Here is a 13,371-nt window from a genome sequence, read left to right as displayed (position 1 = left end):
CTCAATCCTCCCGCGTGCCAAGAAGTCCCTTGGGCCTGAAGATCAGGATCAGGACCAGGAACAGATACGGAAGGATCGGCGCCACCTGCGAGATCGTGAGCTTGAGCAGCTCGTAGCCGAAGGTCTGCTCGGTGACGGCGACGCCGACGGCCTGGAGACCCGTGGCCAGCGACTGGTCCATCGCGACCGCGAAGGTCTGGATGACGCCGATCAGCAGCGAGGCCAGGAAGGCACCCGCCAGCGAGCCCATGCCGCCCACCACCACCACCACGAAGATGATCGAGCCCACCGAGGCGGCCATGGCGGGCTCGGTCACGTAGGTGTTTCCGCCCACCACTCCGGCCAGGCCGGCCAGCGCCGCGCCGCCGCCGAAGACCAGCATGAAGACGCGCGGCACGTTGTGGCCGAGCGCCTCGACCATCTCGGGATGCTTCAGCGCCGCCTGGATCACCAGCCCGATGCGCGTGCGCGTCAGCAGCAGCCACACCGACAGCAGCATCAGCAAGGCCACCAGCATGATGAAGGAACGCGACTTGGGGAACTGCGTGCCGAACAGCGTGAAGAGCGGGCCCTGCAGCTGCGTCGGCAGGCCGTAGGGCACGGTCGAGCGGCCCCAGACCAGCTGCACCAGCTCGAGGATCAGGTAGGACAGGCCGAAGGTCACGAGCAGTTCGGGCACATGGCCGAACTTGTGCACGCGCCGCAGGCTGTAGCGCTCGAAGCCGGCGCCGAGCGCGCCCACCAGCAGCGGCGCGATGAAGAGCGCCGGCCAGAAGCCGATGATCCCGGACAGGGTGTAGGCCACGTAGGCCCCCAGCATGTAGAAGCTGGTGTGCGCGAAGTTGAGCACGCCCATCATGCTGAAGATCAGCGTCAGGCCGGAACTCAGCATGAACAACAGCAGCCCGTAGCTGACGCCGTTGAGCAGCGAGATGACGAAGAATTCGACGTTCATCGTTCCTTGGGGTACGCGTTGAAAAAGAAAAAGGCCCGAGTGTTGAAGTCGGGCCTCGCCGCTCTCAGGGCCTGCTCACCCATCAGGGGCTGGGGCGCTTCATCTGGCAGGAGGTGGGCGTGCTCGCCACGTACGACTCGTAGTACTTGACCGGCACGAAGGTATAGCCGGTCTTCTCCGCATCCACCTTGAACTTGCCCTCCGCCTTCTCCCACTTGGCGATGAACAAGCCCTGCTGCAGCTGGTGGTCGGTCTTGCGCATCTCGACCTCGCCGTTGAAGCTCTTGAAGCGCATGCCCTCGAGCGCCGCGGCGACCTTTACCGGGTCGGTCGACTTGGCCTTGACGAAGGCCTCGCTCAGCATCACGAAGGCCGTGTAGGCCGACGAGGTGTAGAGGTCCTCGTTGAACTTCTTGTTGAACTCCTCGGCCAGGCGCTGGATCTCGCCACCCATGTTGTAGTGGCCGTAGCCCACCTGGTACACCTTGCCGGCCGAGGCCGCGCCCATGGCGGTCGGCGTGCCGCTCACCGTGCCGTAGTAGGTGTAGAACTTGACGTTGTTCAAGCCCGCGTCGTTGGCCGACTTGATCAGGAGCGCCAGGTCCGAACCCCAGTTCCCGGTGATTACCGTATCGGCGCCCGAGGCCTTGATCTTGGCGACGTAGGGGGCGAAATCGCGCACCTGCGCCAGCGGATGCAGGTCTTCGCCGACGATCTGCACGTCGGGCCGCTTGACCTTCAGGTTCTCCTTGGCGAACTTGGCCACCTGCTGGCCATGCGAGTAGTTCTGGTTGAGCAGGTAGACCTTCTTGACGTCCGGCTGATCCTTCATGAAGGTGGTCAGCGCCTCCATCTTCATCGAGGTGTCGGCATCGAGCCGGAAGTGCCAGTAGCTGCACTTGCTGTTGGTGAGATCGGGGTCGACCGCCGCGTAGTTGATGTAGAGCACTTCCTTGCCGGGATTGCGCGCGTTGTTCTTTTCGACCGCGTCGATGATGGCCAGCGCGGCCCCCGAGCCGTTGCCCTGCAGCACGTAGCGGGCGCCCTGGTCCTGCGCCGAACGCAGCGCGTTGGTGGTTTCCTGCGGGCTCAGCTTGTTGTCGATGCCGATGATCTCGAACTTGACGCCGGCGACGTTCTTCTTGTTGAACTCCTCGGCCAGGAATTGATAGGTCTTGAGCTGGTTGGTGCCGACCGCGGCCATCAGGCCCGACAGCGGATCGAGCCAGGCGATCTTCACCGTTTCGCCCTTCTGGGCCAGGGCCCCGGTGGCGGCGGCGGCGAGGATGGCTGCGGTTGCGAATTTCAGAGCGAATTTCATTCTGTGTCTCCTGTCATGCTGCTGTCGATGCGGGACGAGATTACAAGCCTTTGCATGCACGCCCGTCAGGGAATGCCCGTAAGAAATCCGCGGCCGGGCCCGTTTCTATCACCCATGCGACAGCGCGCACTTCGGTGGTGCTACCCGGCGGTAGGATCCGGGCCCTCATCCTGCCGCAGGACGCTTCATCTGGCAGCTGGTCGGCGTGCTCGCAACGTAGGCCTCGTAGTACTTCACGGGCGCCATGGTGTAGCCGGTGTTCTCCGCGTCGTAGGGGTATTTGCCGCCGGCCTTCTGCCATTGCGTGATGAAGAGGCCCTGCTGCAGCTGGTGGTCGGCCTTGCGCATCTCGACCTCGCCGTTGAAGCTCTTGATCTTCATGCCCTCCAGCGCGGCAGCCACCTTGACCGGCTCGGTCGACTTGGTCTTGACGAAGGCGTTGTCGAGCAGCGCGAAGGCATGGTAGATCGAAGTCTGCGTCATGTCGTCGTTGAACTTCTTCTTGTATTCCGCCTGCAGCGGCTGGATCACGCCGCCCATGTTGTAGTGGCCGTAGCCGACCACGTAGACCTTGCCGGCCGCCCCGGCACCCATGGCGGTCGGTGCCCCGCTGCCGAAGGCGTAGTAGGTGTAGAACTTGACGCTGTTGAGCAGGCCCGCGTCGTTGGCCGACTTGATGAGCAGGGCCAGGTCGGAACCCCAGTTGCCGGTGATCACCGTGTCCGCGCCCGACTGCTTGATCTTGGCGATGTAGGGCGCGAAATCGCGCACCTGGGCCAGCGGATGCAGGTCTTCGCCGACGATCTCGACGTCCGGCCGCTTGACCTTCAGGTTCTCCTTGGCGAACTTGGCCACCTGAACGCCATGGGCATAGTTCTGGTTGAGCAGGTAGACCTTCTTGATGTCGGGCTGCTCCTTCATGAAGGTGGTCAGCGCCTCCATCTTCATCGAGGTGTCGGCGTCGAGCCGGAAGTGCCAGTAGCTGCACTTGCTGTTGGTGAGATCGGGGTCGACTGCCGCGTAGTTTAGGTAGACCAGTTCCTTGCCGGGGTTGCGCGCGTTGTGCTTTTCCAGCGCATCGATGATGGCCAGCGCCGCGCCCGAGCCGTTGCCCTGCACCACGAAGCGCACGCCCTGGTCCATGGCCGAGCGCAGCGCGCTGGTGGTTTCCTGCGGGCTCAGCTTGTTGTCGATGGGAATGATCTCGAACTTCACGCCGGACAGGTTCTTCCGGTTGAACTCTTCGGCCAGCAGCTGGAAGGTCTTGAGCTGGTTGGTGCCGACCGCGGCCATCAGGCCCGACAGCGGATCGATCCAGGCGATCTTCACCGTCTCGCCTTTCTGGGCGAAGGAGGCGGCGGCGCCCAGCAGCATGGTGCACGCGGCGAGGGTCTTGATGGCAGCTTTCATGTCTTGTCTCCGTTGGTCTTGAACATCGTTCCGATCGCGTTTCAGGCGTCCGGCAGCTTGTAGTCGCGCAGCTGTTCGCGCAGCCGGGTCTTGAGGATCTTGCCGGTAGCGCCGATCGGAATCGCCTCGACGAAGACCACGTCGTCCGGGATCTGCCACTTGGCCGTCTTGCCCACATAGAAGGCCAGCAGGTCCTCGCGCGAGAGTTCGGCGCCGGGCTTCTTCACCACCGCGACGATCGGACGTTCGTCCCACTTCGGATGCGCCACGCCGATGCAGGCCGCCATCGCGACCGCCGGATGCGCCACCGCGATGTTCTCGATGTCGATCGAGCTGATCCATTCGCCGCCGGACTTGATCACGTCCTTGCTGCGGTCGGTGATCTGCAGGTAGCCGTCGGCGTCGATGGTCGCCACGTCGCCGGTGGGAAACCAGCCGCGCCCCTGCTCGTCGGGCTGCAGCGGGTCGCCGCCCTCGCCCTTGAAATACTCCTTGACCACCCACGGCCCCTTGACCAGCAGGTCGCCCGAGGTCTTGCCGTCCCAGGGCAGATCACGGCCGTTGCCGTCGACGATCTTCATGTCGACGCCGTAGATCGCGCGGCCCTGCTTCATGCGAATGGCCGTCTGCTGCTCGGGCGACTGCGTGAGGTGCTTGTTCTTCAAGGTGCACAGCGTGCCGAGCGGCGACATCTCGGTCATGCCCCACGCATGCAGCACCTCGACGCCGTACTGCTGCTGGAAGGCGTTGATCATGGCCGGCGGACAGGCTGAGCCGCCGATCACGGTGCGCTTCAGCGTCGAGAACTTGAGCTCGTTGGCCTGCATGTGGCCCAGCATCATCTGCCAGACGGTGGGCACGCCGGCGGCAAAGCTGACGCGTTCGGATTCGATCAGCTCGAACACCGACTTGCCGTCGAGCGCCGGCCCCGGGAACACCAGCTTGGCGCCGGTCAGCGCGGCCGAGTACGGAATGCCCCAGGCGTTGACATGGAACATCGGCACCACCGGCAGCACCGAATCGCGCGCCGACAGGTTCATCACGTCCGGCAGCGCGGCCGCATATGCATGCAGCAAGGTCGAGCGATGGCTGAAGAGCGCGGCCTTGGGGTTGCCCGTCGTGCCGCTCGTGTAGCACATGCTCGAGGCCGAGTTTTCGTCGAAGCTGGGCCAGGCGTAGGTGTCGGTATGGGGCTCCACCCAGGCCTCGTAGCTCACCAGGTTGGGGATGCCGCTGTCGACAGGGAGCTTGTCGGCATCGCACAGCGCAATCCACTTTCTGATGGTGGGGCACTTGGCGTGCACGGCCTGGATCAGCGGGAGGAACGTGAGATCGAAGCACAGGACCTGGTCTTCGGCATGGTTCGCGATCCAGGCGATCTGGTCGGGATGCAGGCGCGGATTGATGGTGTGCAGCACGCGGCCGCTGCCGCTCACGCCGTAGTAGAGCTCCAGATGGCGGTAGCCATTCCAGGCCAGCGTGGCGATGCGATCGGAAAAAAGCAGTTGCTCGAGGTCCAGCGCGTTGGCGACCTGTCGCGCGCGGGACGCGATCTGGCGCCAGGTGCTGCGATGGATGTCGCCTTCGACCCGCCGCGAGACGATCTCGGCGTCGCCGTTGTGGCGCTCGGCGAACTCGATCAGCGACGAGATCAGCAACGGTTGGTCCTGCATCAAACCCAGCATCTGTAAGCTCCTTTTCAAGTAACGTCCGAAAAATTTCGCGGGCTTTCGTGCCCGCCCGGTTCGCGATTCATTCAATCTTCGGCCGATCACACAATGACAGAAACCCGCAGTGCGATCCGTGCAAGCCGGCGCCGCATGAGGCCGATGGCGCGCATGGCCCCTGCGGCCAGGGGTTTAGTCGCCTGCGGGACAATCGGCGCATGACCATGCTTGCAGACGAGGCGGACATCGTCGACCTGGGCCTCGACTGGACCCCGGGCTTTTCCGCACTGGGCCCGGCCTTCTTCACCGAACTCCGCCCCACCCCGCTGCCCGAGCCCTACTGGGTCGGCCGCAGCGCGGCGCTGGCGCGCGAACTCGGACTGGACGAGGCCTGGCTGCATTCGGCCGAAGGACTGGCCGCCTTCACCGGCAATGTGCCGGTCGCCGGCTCGCGCTCCTACGCCAGCGTGTACAGCGGCCACCAGTTCGGCGTCTGGGCCGGACAGCTGGGCGACGGCCGCGCGATCATGCTGGGCGAGACCGAGCGCGGCTTCGAGTTGCAGCTCAAGGGCTCGGGTCGCACGCCCTATTCGCGCATGGGCGACGGCCGCGCGGTGCTGCGATCGAGCATCCGCGAATTCCTCTGCAGCGAAGCGATGCATGCGCTCGGCGTCCCGACGACCCGCGCGCTGTGCGTGACCGGTTCGGACGCGCGAATCCGCCGCGAAGAACTCGAAACCGCCGCCGTCGTGACGCGCGTGTCGCCGAGCTTCATCCGCTTCGGCCACTTCGAGCATTTCGCGGCCAACCAGCAGGACGAGGAACTGCGCGCGCTGGCCGACTACGTCATCGACCGCTACTACCCCGCCTGCCGCACGACCGATCGCTTCAACGGCAACGCCTACGCCGCCCTGCTCGAAGCGGTGAGCGAGCGCACCGCGGCGCTCCTGGCTCAATGGCAGGCAGTCGGCTTCTGCCACGGCGTGATGAACACCGACAACATGAGCATCCTCGGGCTCACCATCGACTACGGGCCCTTCCAGTTTCTCGACGGCTTCGATCCGCGCCACATCTGCAACCACAGCGACACCGCCGGCCGCTATGCCTACAACCAGCAGCCCAATGTCGCGTACTGGAACCTCTTCTGCCTGGCCCAGGCGCTGCTGCCGCTGATCGGCGACCAGGAGATCGCGGTCGCCGCGCTGGAGTCGTACAAGACGGTGTTCCCGAGCGCGTTCGAGGCGCGCATGCGGTCCAAGCTCGGCTTGATCGATTCGGCGCCGGCCGACCGCGCCCTGATCGAGGGCGTGCTCAAGCTGCTGGCACAGGAAAAGGTCGACTACACGATCTTCTGGCGCCGCCTGTCCGATCACATGGCCGGCGGCAGTTCCGAGGCGGTGCGCGACCTGTTCCTCGACCGCGCCGGCTTCGACACCTGGCTGCTATCCTTTGCCGAGCGCCATGCGCAGACGCCGGCAGCGCAGGCCGCCGACCTGATGCGCAGGAGCAACCCCAAGTTCGTGCTGCGGAACCACCTCGGCCAGCAGGCGATCGAATCGGCGCAGCAAAAAGACTTCGCGGGCGTCGCCACCTTGCTGAAGCTGCTCGAAACCCCATTTGAAGACCATGCCGGCCACGAGGCCTATGCCGGCTTCCCGCCCGACTGGGCTTCCACGATCGAAATCAGCTGCTCATCATGACCACACCCATTCAGAAAACAGAAGCCGAATGGAAAGCCATCCTGGCCGAAAAAGGCGCCGAGCGCGGCGCCTTCGAGGTGACGCGCCACGCCGCCACCGAGCGCCCGTTCACCGGCAAGTACGAAGCCCACTGGGAAGACGGCAGCTACCACTGCATCTGCTGCGGCGCCAAGCTGTTCGAATCCGCCACCAAGTTCGACGCCGGCTGCGGCTGGCCCAGCTTCTCGCAGGAAGCGGTGCCGGGCGCCATCAAGAACATCGTCGACCGCTCGCACGGCATGGTTCGCACCGAAAATGTGTGTGCCAATTGCGGCGCCCACCTGGGCCACGTGTTCCCCGACGGTCCCACGGAAACCGGCCTGCGCTACTGCATGAACTCGGCCTCGCTGGACTTCCGCAAGCGCGACGCGTGACGCGTGACGCAGACGAAACAACATGAAACTGCTTCTCGACTTCTTTCCGATCCTGCTGTTCTTCGGCGCGTTCAAGCTCTACGACATCTACACCGCCACCGGCGTGCTGATGGCGGCCACGGTGCTGCAGACGGGCATCGTCTGGTTCAACGAGCGCCGCCTGGCGCCGATGCAGAAGGCCACGCTGGTGCTGATCCTGCTGTTCGGCTCGCTCACGCTGCTCCTGCACGACGATCGCTTCATCAAGTGGAAGCCGACGGTGCTCTACGGCGCGATGGCGCTGGCGCTGGCCGTCGCGCTCTGGATCTTCAAGAAGAACTTTCTCAAGATGCTGCTCGGCGCGCAGCTGGAGCTGCCGCTTCCGATCTGGGGCCGGCTCAACATCGCGTGGATCGCCTACTGCGTGTTCATGGCCGCGATCAATGGCTATGTGGCCGCGTATTTCAGCACCGAGGCCTGGGTCAATTTCAAGCTCTGGGGCTATGCCTTCCCGATCGTTTTCCTGGTGGCGCAAGGGCTCTACATCTCGCCCCACCTCAAGTCCGACAAGCCTGCAGCATGAGCCTTCCGACCTCTGCGGACCTCGAGGCCCGCTTGCGTAACACCTTGCAACCCACGGTACTCGAGGTAATCGACGAAAGCGCTGCGCATGCCGGCCATGCAGGCGCCGGCCCCGAGGGCTACGGCACCCATTTCCGCGTGCGCATCGCCTCGCCCCTGTTCGCCGGAAAAGCCCGCGTAGCGCGCCATCGGCTTGTGTATGATTCGCTGCAACTTTTCATCGCACAAGGCCTTCACGCCATCGCCATCGAGACGCTTTGAAGCGCTTTGATTCCCGCCTGCCAGGGCGGCAAAAGTATCCTCCCCTTATGAAGAAACAACTCCTGCAGGCCGTCGCAGCCGCCGCCCTTCTGGGCGCCATTCCCGCCGCATTCGCCCAGAACGCGGCCATCGTCAACGGCAAGCCGGTGCCCAAGGCGCGCATGGACGTGCTGGCCCAGCAGCTCGCCGCGGCCGGCCGTCCGGTCACGCCGGAAATGCAGGGCCAGCTGCGCGAAGAAGTGGTCGCCCGCGAGATCTTCATGCAGGAAGCCCAGAAGCAGGGCCTGGACGGCACCGACGACTACAAGAACCAGCTCGAACTCGCGCGCCAGGCCATCCTGATCCGCCAGCTGTTCGAAAACTATCGCAAGGCGAACGCCGTGTCGGATGCCGACGTGCAGGCCGAGTACGACAAGTTCGTCGCAGCCAACGGCGGCAAGGAATACAAGGCGCGCCACATCCTGGTCGAGAAGGAAGAGCAGGCGCAGAAGATCCTGGCCGACCTCAAGAAGGGCCAGAAGTTCGAGGACATCGCCAAGAAGCAGAGCAAAGACCCGGGGTCCGGCGCCAACGGCGGCGACCTCGACTGGGCCGCGCCGGCGAGTTTCGTGCCCGAATTCTCGGAAGCGATGATCAAGCTCAAGAAGGGCGAGACGACGTCCGCTCCGGTCAAGTCGCAGTTCGGCTATCACATCATCCGAGTCGACGACATCCGCCAGGCGCAGTTGCCGAAGGTCGAAGAGGTCAAGCCGCAGATCGTGCAGCAGCTGCAGCAGCAGCGTTTGCAGAAGTACCAGGAAGAACTGCGCGCTAAGGCAAAGGTGGAGTAATCGAAGCCTCGTTAAAAAAGCGGCCCGCGGGCCGCTTTTTTGTTCCAGGGACACCGCGGAACCGGCTTTGCCGGGCCGCCGGGTGTCGCCCCCTTGAGGGGGAGGCGGCTACACGCAGTGAGCAAGCAACGGGGGTGGGCTCCTCAACCGACCCACCTACGGGCGTTGCGCCAGATGCGCATCCAAGGGCTCAGCGCGCTCTTGTCGCCCGAAGTCCAGCTCAACTGGACGTTGCGGAAAACGCGCTCCGGGTGCGGCATCAGCGCGGTGAAGCGGCCGTCGGCGGTGGTCACCGCGGTCAGGCCGCCGGCGCTGCCGTTGGGATTGAAGGGGTAGCGCTCGGTCGGCTCGCCGTGGTTGTCGACGAAGCGCATCGCGGCGATGGCTTTGCTGGCACTGCCGCGGTGCTTGAAGTTGGCGTACCCCTCGCCATGTGCGACCGCGATCGGCAGGCGGCTGCCCGCCATGCCGGCGAAGAACAGGCTCGGCGATTCGAGCACCTCGACCATGGCCAGACGCGCCTCGAAGCGCTCGCTCTGGTTGGTGGTGAAACGCGGCCAGGCTTCCGCGCCCGGGATGATGTCGGCCAGCTCTGCAAACATCTGGCAGCCATTGCAGACGCCGAGGCCGAAGGTGTCGCGGCGCCCGAAGAAGCTCTTGAACTGCTCGGCCAGCTTCGGGTTGAAGGTGATGCTGCGCGCCCAGCCGATGCCCGCCCCCAGCGTGTCGCCGTAGCTGAAGCCGCCGCAAGCGACCACGCCCCTGAAATCCGCGAGGTCCGCCCTGCCCGTCTGCAGGTCGGTCATGTGGACATCGAAACTCTCGAAGCCTGCCTCGTTGAAGGCGTAAGCCATCTCGACATGGGAGTTGACGCCCTGCTCGCGCAGGATCGCAACCTTCGGACGGGCCAGGTTCAGGAAAGGCGCGGCCACGTTCTCTTCGGCGCCCGGCGCCAGCAGCACATGGACGCCAGGGTCCTGCGGCTCGCCGGCGGCCGCATGCTCGGCATCGGCGCAGGCCGGGTTGTCGCGCTCGCGGCAGATCTTCCAGCTGACCGCGTCCCACACCTGGTGCAGGTCGTGCAGGCTGGCGCTGAAGACGGCCTTGGCATCGCGCCAGACTTCGAGCTTGCCCTTGCCCGCATCCATGGGAGAAGCGGCGGGCCGGGTCTTGCCGACGAAATGGCTGTGGGCGCTGAGGCCGTGCGCGCGCAAGGTCTGCATGACCTCGTTGCGCTCGGCGGTGCGCACCTGCAGCAGCATGCCGAGCTCTTCGTTGAAGAGCGCCTTGAGCGTCAGCTCTTCGCGCCGCGCACTGACCTGGCCGGCCCAGTTCTTCGCATCGCCATACTCGGCGCGGCTGTCGCTGATGCCGTCGCCTTCGGTCACGAGCAAGTCGACGTTGAGCGCCACGCCCACATGGCCGGCAAAGGCCATCTCGCAGGCGGCGGCGAACAGGCCGCCGTCGCTGCGGTCGTGCATCGCGAGGATCTTGCCCTCGGCGCGCAGCGCGTTCACGGCCGCCGCCAGCTTAACCAGGTCTTGCGGATCGTCGAGGTCGGGCACCGTGTCGCCGCTCTGCGCCAGCGTCTGCGCCAGGATGCTGCCGGCCATGCGCTGCTTGCCGCGGCCGAGGTCGACCAGCACCAGCGTGGTGTCGGCCTCGGTGGCGTCGAGCTGCGGCGTGAGCGTGCCGCGCACGTCGGCGAGCGTGGCGAAGGCGCTCACGATCAGACTCACAGGCGAGGTGACTTTCTTCTGCGCGCCCTCGTCCTGCCATTGGGTGCGCATCGACAGCGAATCCTTGCCGACCGGGATCGAGACGCCGAGCGCCGGGCACAGTTCGAGGCCCACCGCCTTGACGGTTTCGTAGAGCGCCGCGTCCTCGCCCGGCTCGCCGCAGGCCGCCATCCAGTTGGCGGAAAGCTTGACGCTCGACAGCTCGATCGGCGCCGCCAGCAGGTTGGTGATGGCTTCCCCGACTGCCATGCGGCCCGAAGCCGGCGCGTCGATGGCCGCCAGCGGCGTGCGCTCGCCCATGCTCATGGCCTCGCCTGCGAAGCCCCGGTAGTCGGCCAGGGTCACGGCGCAGTCGGCCACCGGCACCTGCCAGGGGCCGACCATCTGGTCACGGTGGCTCAGGCCGCCGACGGTACGGTCACCGATGGTGATGAGGAAGCGCTTCGAAGCGACCGTGGGATGCGACAACACGTCGATCGCGGCCTTCTGCAGATCGACACCGTTGAGGTCGAGCGGCTTGAAACTGCGCGCGACGGTTTTCACGTCGCGCAGCATCTTGGGGGGCTTGCCGAGCAGCACGTCCATCGGCATGTCGACGGGCGGCGCGCCGTCGTCCGCCACGACCAGCTGCCGCTCCTGCGTCGCCACGCCGACCACGGCAAAAGGACAGCGCTCCCGTTCGCAGAACGCGCGGAACTGGTCCAAGGATTCCGGCGCGATCGCGAGCACATAGCGCTCCTGGCTTTCGTTGCACCAGATCTCCTTCGGCGCCATGCCCGACTCTTCGAGCGGCACGGCGCGCAGGTCGAAGAGCGCGCCGCGTCCGGCGTCGTTGGTGAGCTCGGGGAAGGCATTGCTCAGGCCGCCCGCGCCCACGTCGTGAATCGCGAGGATCGGGTTCGCGGCGCCCTGCTGCCAGCAGTGGTTGATGACCTCCTGCGCGCGGCGCTCGATCTCGGGGTTGCCGCGCTGCACCGAATCGAAGTCCAGCTCGGCCGCGTTGGCGCCGGTCGCCATCGAGCTCGCGGCGCTGCCGCCCATGCCGATGCGCATGCCGGGGCCGCCGAGCTGGATCAGCAGCGAGCCCTCGGGGAAGTGGATCTTCTTCGTCTGCGCCGCGTCGATGCTGCCGAGGCCGCCCGCGATCATGATCGGCTTGTGGTAGCCGCGCTGCACGGTGTCGGCGTCGCTCTCGATCGCCTGCTCGTACTCGCGGAAATAGCCCAGGAGGTTGGGTCGGCCGAACTCGTTGTTGAATGCGGCGCCGCCCAACGGACCCTCGGTCATGATCTGCAGCGGACTCGCAATGTGCCCGGGCTTGCCGTAGCTGCCTTCCGCAGGCCAGAGCTTCGATACCGTGAAGCCGGTCAACCCGGCCTTTGGCTTGGAGCCGCGGCCGGTGGCGCCCTCGTCGCGGATCTCGCCGCCGGCGCCGGTCGAGGCGCCCGGAAAGGGCGAGATCGCAGTCGGATGGTTGTGCGTCTCGACCTTCATCAACACGTGGCTCAGCGCGCTTTGCTTCTGATAGCTGCCCGAGGCCGAGCCGGCCACGAAGCGCTCGACCTGCGTGCCCTCCATGATGGACGCGTTGTCGGCATAGGCCACCACCGTGTGCTGCGGGTTCTGGCGCTCCGTATGGCGAATCATCGAGAACAGGCTCTGGGGCTGCGCCACGCCATCGACGATGAAGTCGGCGTTGAAGATCTTGTGGCGGCAGTGCTCGCTGTTGGCCTGCGCGAACATCATCAGCTCGACATCGCTCGGGTTGCGGCCGAGCCGGGTGAAGGCCTCGACCAGGTAGTCGATCTCGTCCTCGGCCAGCGCAAGGCCGAAGCTCTTGTTGGCCGCGACCAACGCGGCGCGGCCGCCCCCCTGCACGTCGACCTGCGCCATCGGCTGGGCCGGCAGCTCGGCGAACAGGCTGGCAGCCTGATCGAGCTCGGCCAGCACCGATTCGGTCATGCGATCGTGCAGCAGTGCCGCGACCGCGGCGAGCTTGTCGCCTTCCAGCGCGGGCGCCTTTCCCAGCAGCGGCGCCTTCAGCACCAGGTGGTACTGGGTCACGCGCTCGACCCGGCGCAGCGCCAGGCCGCAGTTATGGGCGATGTCGGTCGCCTTGGAGGCCCAGGGCGATACGGTCCCCAGCCGCGGCGTGACGACGACCGTCGGCCCGGCCTTGGAGGGCGCCACGAAGGGCTCGCCGTAATCCAGCAGCGCGGCGAAGCGCTCGCGCTCGGCAGGCTCGAGTGCCGCATCCGTCACGACCAGGTGCACGAAACGCGCGGAAATGCCATCGAGACGCGGCTCGATGGCTGCGAGGCGGGGCAACAGCTGCCGCGCCCTGAAATCGCTGAGCGCACTGCCGCCCTCGAAGAAGGTCACCACCGGGGCGACGGAATGGGAAGACGGGTTCACGGGCAACGTCACGGTCGGATCGGCCGGGCGGCCGCGTTTGAGAATCAAGAGAAGGAGGCGGCGGCCGCTGACTGGGGCCATCCGCGCCAACCCTGAATT

General features: G+C 65.7%; 10 protein-coding genes. 5 read left to right on the top strand and 5 right to left on the bottom strand.

The window, feature by feature from the left end; translation table 11 throughout:
- Nucleotide 1: 1 nt before the first annotated feature.
- From EJI01_RS00860 to EJI01_RS00845, 4 genes are all read right to left on the bottom strand, one after another.
- Nucleotides 2-955, bottom strand: a complete 954-nt coding sequence (locus EJI01_RS00860; protein WP_126835222.1) for a branched-chain amino acid ABC transporter permease — start codon at nt 953-955, stop codon at nt 2-4.
- A gap of 82 nt (nt 956-1,037) precedes the next feature.
- On the bottom strand, nt 1,038-2,276 hold the full coding sequence (locus tag EJI01_RS00855; protein ID WP_126835221.1) for a branched-chain amino acid ABC transporter substrate-binding protein: 1,239 nt from the start codon (nt 2,274-2,276) through the stop codon (nt 1,038-1,040).
- A gap of 165 nt (nt 2,277-2,441) precedes the next feature.
- Nucleotides 2,442-3,686, bottom strand: coding sequence for a branched-chain amino acid ABC transporter substrate-binding protein (locus tag EJI01_RS00850; RefSeq protein WP_126835220.1), 1,245 nt, complete (start codon nt 3,684-3,686; stop codon nt 2,442-2,444).
- Nucleotides 3,687-3,727: 41 nt separating this feature from the next.
- Entirely contained in the window at nt 3,728-5,371 is a 1,644-nt protein-coding gene (locus tag EJI01_RS00845) for a 3-(methylthio)propionyl-CoA ligase (RefSeq protein ID WP_126835219.1), read from the bottom strand.
- Between the two features lie 200 nt (nt 5,372-5,571).
- On the opposite strand from EJI01_RS00845, the gene EJI01_RS00840 reads away from it, so the two are divergent.
- From EJI01_RS00840 to EJI01_RS00820, 5 genes are read left to right on the top strand one after another with little or no spacing between them, the layout of a single operon-like run.
- Nucleotides 5,572-7,053: a protein adenylyltransferase SelO gene (locus EJI01_RS00840; RefSeq protein WP_126835218.1), complete on the top strand. Its 1,482-nt coding sequence runs from the start codon at nt 5,572-5,574 to the stop codon at nt 7,051-7,053.
- Entirely contained in the window at nt 7,050-7,466 is a 417-nt protein-coding gene (gene msrB, locus EJI01_RS00835) for a peptide-methionine (R)-S-oxide reductase MsrB (RefSeq protein ID WP_126835217.1), read from the top strand. Before EJI01_RS00840 ends, msrB begins: the two co-directional genes overlap by 4 nt.
- 22 nt (nt 7,467-7,488) lie before the next feature.
- The gene (locus tag EJI01_RS00830) at nt 7,489-8,028 is read left to right on the top strand and encodes a septation protein A (protein ID WP_126835216.1); all 540 of its coding nucleotides are present in this window, start codon (nt 7,489-7,491) and stop codon (nt 8,026-8,028) included.
- Nucleotides 8,025-8,288 (top strand): BolA family protein, encoded by a 264-nt coding sequence (locus tag EJI01_RS00825; RefSeq protein ID WP_126835215.1) that lies wholly within the window; start codon nt 8,025-8,027, stop codon nt 8,286-8,288. The genes EJI01_RS00830 and EJI01_RS00825 overlap by 4 nt, the downstream gene beginning before the upstream one ends.
- Before the next feature lie 47 nt (nt 8,289-8,335).
- Nucleotides 8,336-9,118 carry a peptidylprolyl isomerase gene (locus tag EJI01_RS00820; protein WP_126835214.1) on the top strand — a complete coding sequence of 261 codons (783 nt, stop codon included), beginning with the start codon at nt 8,336-8,338 and terminating at the stop codon, nt 9,116-9,118.
- A 143-nt stretch (nt 9,119-9,261) separates the two neighbouring features.
- On the opposite strand, the gene purL is transcribed toward EJI01_RS00820, so the two are convergent.
- Nucleotides 9,262-13,272, bottom strand: a complete 4,011-nt coding sequence (gene purL, locus EJI01_RS00815; protein ID WP_260602293.1) for a phosphoribosylformylglycinamidine synthase — start codon at nt 13,270-13,272, stop codon at nt 9,262-9,264.
- Between the last annotated feature and the right edge of the window lie 99 nt (nt 13,273-13,371).

Origin of the sequence: Variovorax sp. MHTC-1 (assembly GCF_003984645.1) — a bacterium.
Classification (GTDB): domain Bacteria; phylum Pseudomonadota; class Gammaproteobacteria; order Burkholderiales; family Burkholderiaceae_C; genus Variovorax.
The sequence above is the reverse complement of the archived record's forward strand: the minus strand, read 5'-3'. Positions and strand labels throughout refer to the sequence as shown.